Raw genomic sequence first — 6,070 nt, 5'->3', positions numbered from 1 at the left:
GTACGCATAGGGAGTCTCCTTTAAGTGATTGATGTGGCTATGCGTATCGATGACATATATCTGAAATCAGGTTGGTTAGGGGAGTGGGTGCAAGAGGGGAGGATGAAACCAGTAAATCTTTACGTGCGCGGAAATCTCATGAGTCCAATAACGGAGTAACATCATGAGATTAATTAAATTGAGCGAAGTAAAGCACATGACAGGCCTTGGCCGTTCAACCATCTACAACCTGATGAAAGACGGCACCTTCCCGAAAAGCGTTCCCCTGGGAGGCCGAGCGGTCGCGTGGGTAGAAAGTGAAGTCGAAGAGTGGGTGATGGCAAGGATAGCGAAGAGGGATAGCATGGCTGTTAATGGAGATCTATAATTTGCCCTTCATCATTGTTCATTCCCCAATTTTCCCATATTCTCTCACCATTAAACCTATTAACATAATTAAAGCTAACATGCTGAAATGAATGACCAAATTTTAACCTTAAAAGAGTTAGCAGCGTATCTAAAGCTTGCTGAAAAAACAGCCTACAGGCTTGCGAGTGAGGGAAAGCTGCCGGGTTTTAAGGTCGGCGGCTCTTGGCGATTCAAGCGTGAAGACTTAGATGCATGGATCAATACGCAAATCCAACAGACTGTTCGGTGAGGCTCTCAGTGGACCAAGAGATTCAGAAAGGAAAGCTAAACCAATTACTTGTGCAGTTAAGAGCGCAGCCGAAAACGGCAGAAGTTATCTTTAATGAGCACCAAGAACTATGGCGCACACTAAACTTCAGTCAACCTCAGGTGAGGCTGTGGCTTGCTTCATTGCAGTTAGGTAGCGAGAGTAAATGCCCCGGCGCAGATTACAACGTCACACCGGATATTTCTTCGCACCTCATTGAGTTGTTGCAGAAAGCAGGTGGGCGAATGCCTTTGGCGCAAGTGTTGAAAAAGCTTCCTGCTGGGGTTGTGACCTCAGAACAACAAATTCGCAAATTGGTGCAGCAGCACAGCCAGCTTCAAGTCAAAGGGCCATTTTTGGTTCTGGAAAATTAATTGCTGCATTCAACTCAAATGATCATTAGAGAACAGATTTTAAGAAGACATCATGGCTAAAGAAAAAAAGATAGATCCAACTATTGCGCTCGACGAGCAATTTCAAAAGCTGGTGGCGCAGCATAGCGAGTTCACTCAGCCATTAGTAGAGCTGCCGGAGCATGAGTTTGCCAAAGCGGGCCTTATTCAAGGCTTGGTCGAGGGGAACTTGACGCCACCTGTCATGCTGGTTTCTCTACTTGAAGGTCATTGGGAATACGCCGCAGATACCGCCAAGTTTGATGACTTAGCCTACCAGTTGTTAAGTGCTCTTGAACCAGATGAAGACTGGCCTGTTTTTGCCGTCGTGGCAGATAGCAGCAACCATCGTATTCTTGCCCTTTTTGGTGCGGATGGTTCAGACGGCACTCATGGCGTTGATGCACTCCCAACACTGGAAGAGCTGCGTGATTTTGACCGCCTGGAACGCGATCCTACGTTCCGTTGGTCTATGCGCGTTTACACCCGTTTGATGCAGCGTTTTGATGCGTTTCATGAAAACGTCTATCGTGTTACCAAAGATAAGGTGAACGACAAAAACGACATCATCGAAGAAGTGGCTAAATTGCTATTTCTGGAGAGCTTCCGCGTACACCACGATGAAGATCTTACCTTTAAAGATGAAGCCGGTAATACGTTGCGTTTTCGTGATGTATACGATTGGGAGTATGTCGCCACACACGGTGATAAAGCGGTAGAACAAATCAAAGCTGCGTTTGAAGCATTTAAAAGTCACGAAGACTACGTAGTGATCTCAGACGATGGCTCGCGCAACGCTATCTTTGGTAAAGACACACATTTGCGTCTCTCAGTGGCCAAAAACTACCAAGATTTGCTTGAAGCCATTCAAAACTTGGGGCCAGTCAAAACCAACGATGGCAAAACAGTGAAAGAGCAAGGTACCTTGGGCGATGTGTCTGGTGATTTGCTCGGTCGTGTCTTTGATGTCTTCCTGCGAGCCAACTTTGAATCCAAAGGCGGCCTTGGCGTTTACCTCACACCAAACCCTGTGAAACAAGCCATGCTTGAAATCGCCATGCACGACATCGACGATGACGATGAAATGCGCTCGCGACTGGCCAATGGCGATTTTCGTTTTTGTGACCCAACTTGTGGCTCCTTTGGTTTTGGCTCAGTGGCACTCAGTCAGATTGATAAATGGGTCGACTTTAAGCTGGTTTTGGCCGACGACAAAAAACAAGAACTCAAGCAACAGCTTCGTGACAATGCTTTTACGGGTGCCGATGCTGCACCGCGAATGGTGATGTTGGCTCGCGTCAATATGGCGCTGCAAGGGGCACCCAAAGCACAAATTTTCTATACCGATAACTCGCTCACGACTCAAGCGCTGAAGCCAAATAGCTTTGATCTTATTTGTACCAACCCGCCTTTTGGAACTCCTGACTTCAAAAAAGACAAAAATGGTAAAGAATCGAAAAAGAGATATGAAGCTAGTATGGAGCAAATTCTTGGAGGATTTCGTCCTACTGAGAAAGTGGTGGATAGCTACAATGCGTACTACGACCATTTAAAAATGAAGTGGGACGACACCGGCGATTTATACCTTAATGAAAACGGCACGCCAAAATGGGCCGGTTATCGTACCGATTTACGCCGCACCGGCGGTACCGACAAATCTCCGTTCTTTAGTCTGCATCCAACGACTTCCGGTTTGGCGCTTGGCAGCAAACCCGATGGCAAAGGCAATTGGAAGCAAGTCGGCGCCACCATCGACCCAGCAGTATTGTTTATCGACCGCTGCCTGCAACTGCTTAAACCCGGAGGCCGTTTAATGATAGTGCTGCCTGATGGCATCTTGTGTAACTCCGGCGACCGTTATGTGCGCGAGTACATTATGGGCAAAAAAGACGAACAAACCGGTGAGTTTGTTGGCGGTAAAGCCATCGTAAAAGCGGTGATCTCATTACCAAGCGACTGCTTTAAGCTCTCTGGCACAGGCGCGAAAACCTCGATTTTGTATTTGCAAAAGCGCCACGCTAACCCAAACCAACCAGAGCAGTTTCTACCTGAGCCACAAACCGACGTGTTTATGGCGGTGGCCGAAACCCTGGGTTATGTGGTGAAAAACAATATCGAAGACTATAACGCCGGTGTCGCTAACGATCTGGATAAGATTGTTTCGGCTTATAAGCGGGGTGAGTGATGTTTAGTAGAGTACAGCCAAGCCTTTTGACCCCGAGACTGGATGCTGATTTTTACAAAGTTGAGTTCATTTCAAATGAGGCTCATTTGAAAGAGTTTGGTATTAAAAGACTTGCTCAGCTTATTGACGTTAAAGCTTCTGGATATGGCGTTTTACCTTCCTCAAACGAATACTGTGAGGGCGGTGTTCCATTAATTCGGGGCGGTGATCTATCTTTCGGAGAGGTTGTTTCGCCAAGCGTTTTTGCTCCATTAAGCTACAAGGATGGTAAAGGTACAGCGAAAACTGGTGATGTTCTAATTCTTATAAAGGGCGCATGTATTGATGGACCTGAGGGCGTTGCTAGGGTTAAGCAAGATAATAATGGCCACCTTTTTAATGGTAGTTGCTTCAGATTAGCCTTTACTGACCGAGAGATTGACGGTCCATTTTTTATTGCTTACTCACAATCAAAGTTTTTTTTGAGGCAGAAAAAAAGACAAGTCGCGAACACCGGGATTTCGTATAACGACGAAGACTCTATTCACGGCTATTTGATACCAGATCTAAAAAATGGAGTTAAAAAATACATCGGGGATAAAGTTCGCCAAGCCGAGCAACTGCGCGCTTGGGCGAAGTATGTGCAGCAACAAGCAGCAGTGTTACTCCCGGCCTATATTAACGAAATTCAACGACATGAAGCTAAAAGCTACAGAGCGAAGGACATAATTCCAGAGCGCTTGGACAGTCTTTTTTATCACCCAGATTACATCGCGTTAGAGGGAAAAATGAAGGCCAAAGGCTGTAAGCGTCTTGGCTTAATTACAAAACAAATCAAAGATTCATGGGATAAAAAGAAAGCTGAGGTGTTCGAGTATTATGAGATTGGCGGTTTAGACATTACAACGGGCCAAGTTTCTTCAACAAAAACGCATACGGTTGGTGCTCCGTCACGAGCTAAAACAAAGATCCAGCAAGGTGATGTGCTGGTTTCCACTGTAAGGCCAAATCGCAAAAATGTTGGATTCATTGTTGATAGTGTAACTGACTCGGAAATGGTGGCGACATCTGGCTTTAGTGTGCTTCGTTTTTCGTCTTTAGCACAAGCCGCTTTTTATCATGCATGGTTAAGAACTGATGACGCGACAGCTCAATTGATGCGTTGGAATTCGGGCAGCGCCTATCCTGCGATTGATGATGACGTGCCTCTCAACATCATTATTCCTGATTTTGAACAAACATTTGTCGATAGCTGGGGCCAAAAGCTTCTGGATGCACAATTTGCTTATGTTTATGCAAGAAGGCTTACAGAAGCAGCCAAAACCCTCGTCGAATCCCTAATTGAAGGCCAACTCACCGAGCAACAACTCATCCAAGCTCAGCAATCCTTGGATGATGGTGACAACAGCTTAGACCAAGCGATTTTAAGCAAACTCAGCAATGAAGGTTATGCTATTGAAGAGGCCACTCCGCTGTTTAGCGATATCGATGAGCTTTACCGCTTGCTGGAAAGTGCTACCCAAGCCGAGGCTGAGGAGTAGCTATGGAGGCGAGCAACATGGATGGCAATTTGCAAGTCAGCAGCCTGTTATCCCATGACGTAGCACAAAGCGGTTGCCAGTTACTTAGTCAGCTTTGGTCCAGTGGCGGGTTAACGGCCAATAGAGCCGCACCAATATTGGCAGCTATACCTGTGCTAAAAAAGCTGTTACAGCCGATTGTGGCTGGCGAGACAGATGGTGATGCAAAGGGAGAGAACTACGCCTATTGCCTAAGCGCCCCCTTGTTGGATGCTTATAACCAACTCAGCCAAATAGGTGAATGGCAATTAGCACTTCTGGGGTTAAACCAAGAGGTGCGCGCACATTGGCTTAATTTAGCCGCTGCCCGCTGCCGTGAAGCCGGAGCCATGAGTGATCCGCAGGTACTGGTTAAACTCATTCAACAATTGGGCAATGCCAGTGAGTGGGTGTTAGCGCAGCTGGAAAGCACGGGTGTTAGCACAGGGGCTGCGCCACAAATTGTGGCAGGCCCCTTGGCGCAACTAGAGTGGGATTTACTCGGCCACAGCCTAAACGACAACGCTGCCACTCCGGCGTTATGCCGCATTTTGCGTGCCTGTTTTAAGTTGCACACTTTGAGTGAACAAACCGAAGCCTTAACGCCTATCCAACCGGTCGATAATAGCGCAAAACAGCTCGCCTACAACTGGTGCCATGGTCGTTTGTTGGCTCTGCCGGACGCTTTGCTTAGCGAATACAGCCCTAATCAAGCCATCAAACCCAATGCTGATTGGTTGTTGGTATCTCGCCCTGTCAATGATGAGGCGAAGCTTATTGAGCGCTTCGCCCACCAGCCTTGGTGGTTTTTATTAAGCCTAGTGAGTTTTGTGCAAGATGCATGGGCCGCCGAGCAGCGCGGCGGTCTATTGCTGACTCTGCCCGCCGGACAAAATGCCTTTTCCCCAGCTCAAGTGAACGTGGCAGTGCAAGGCATTGATGGTGATGAAGTCAGCTTGGGCAGTTTGGCCGAGTTTTTAACGCAGTTGCTGGGCGATCTAAATATCGCGCTTTACCCCGCGCTAACGAATAGCGCAGAAGAGTTGCAGCGATTGAATTGTGCACTTAGCCCATTAATTGCCGAGTTACTGGCAAACAAAATCTGGCAGTTCACTGAAGCAGGTCGAGGCGAACCAGGCCATTACCGGATTCACCCAGATTTTAGCGATGCCTGTTACAGCCTGCCGCTAGCACCGCTGTTTGGCTATAAAAGCCAACATTTACAACAGGCGATTAAGCAACTGGCTCAAACCAGCTATGCCAGCAAAAAAGTGCCAGCTCGGCTAACAGAATAAACAGT

General features: G+C 47.2%; 6 protein-coding genes. All 6 read left to right on the top strand.

Going from position 1 to position 6,070, the window contains the following annotated elements:
• Window positions 1-163 precede the first annotated feature (163 nt).
• The 6 genes from BZG25_RS01375 to BZG25_RS01350 all read left to right on the top strand — a co-directional run bounded on the left by BZG25_RS01375 (window position 164) and on the right by BZG25_RS01350 (window position 6,065).
• Window positions 164-367 carry an AlpA family transcriptional regulator gene (locus BZG25_RS01375; protein WP_077638412.1) on the top strand — a complete coding sequence of 68 codons (204 nt, stop codon included), beginning with the start codon at window positions 164-166 and terminating at the stop codon, window positions 365-367.
• Window positions 368-454: 87 nt separating this feature from the next.
• Complete coding sequence (mads1, locus tag BZG25_RS01370; protein ID WP_077638411.1) at window positions 455-637, top strand: methylation-associated defense system helix-turn-helix domain-containing protein MAD1; 183 nt, start codon at window positions 455-457, stop codon at window positions 635-637.
• 8 nt (window positions 638-645) lie between these two features.
• The gene (locus BZG25_RS01365; protein ID WP_108744002.1) at window positions 646-1,029 is read left to right on the top strand and encodes a hypothetical protein; all 384 of its coding nucleotides are present in this window, start codon (window positions 646-648) and stop codon (window positions 1,027-1,029) included.
• A gap of 52 nt (window positions 1,030-1,081) precedes the next feature.
• The gene (locus BZG25_RS01360) at window positions 1,082-3,232 is read left to right on the top strand and encodes a class I SAM-dependent DNA methyltransferase (protein ID WP_077638409.1); all 2,151 of its coding nucleotides are present in this window, start codon (window positions 1,082-1,084) and stop codon (window positions 3,230-3,232) included.
• The gene (locus tag BZG25_RS16045) at window positions 3,232-4,752 is read left to right on the top strand and encodes a hypothetical protein (protein WP_198535196.1); all 1,521 of its coding nucleotides are present in this window, start codon (window positions 3,232-3,234) and stop codon (window positions 4,750-4,752) included. Before BZG25_RS01360 ends, BZG25_RS16045 begins: the two co-directional genes overlap by 1 nt.
• Before the next feature lie 2 nt (window positions 4,753-4,754).
• Complete coding sequence (locus BZG25_RS01350) at window positions 4,755-6,065, top strand: hypothetical protein (RefSeq protein ID WP_198535195.1); 1,311 nt, start codon at window positions 4,755-4,757, stop codon at window positions 6,063-6,065.
• The last annotated feature ends 5 nt before the right edge of the window (window positions 6,066-6,070 follow it).

This window comes from Salinivibrio sp. ML198, from assembly GCF_001996015.1.
In the GTDB taxonomy this organism is placed as follows: Bacteria; Pseudomonadota; Gammaproteobacteria; order Enterobacterales; family Vibrionaceae; genus Salinivibrio; species Salinivibrio siamensis.
Note: the sequence above shows the minus strand (reverse complement) of the source record. Positions and strands in the feature narration are given on the sequence as shown.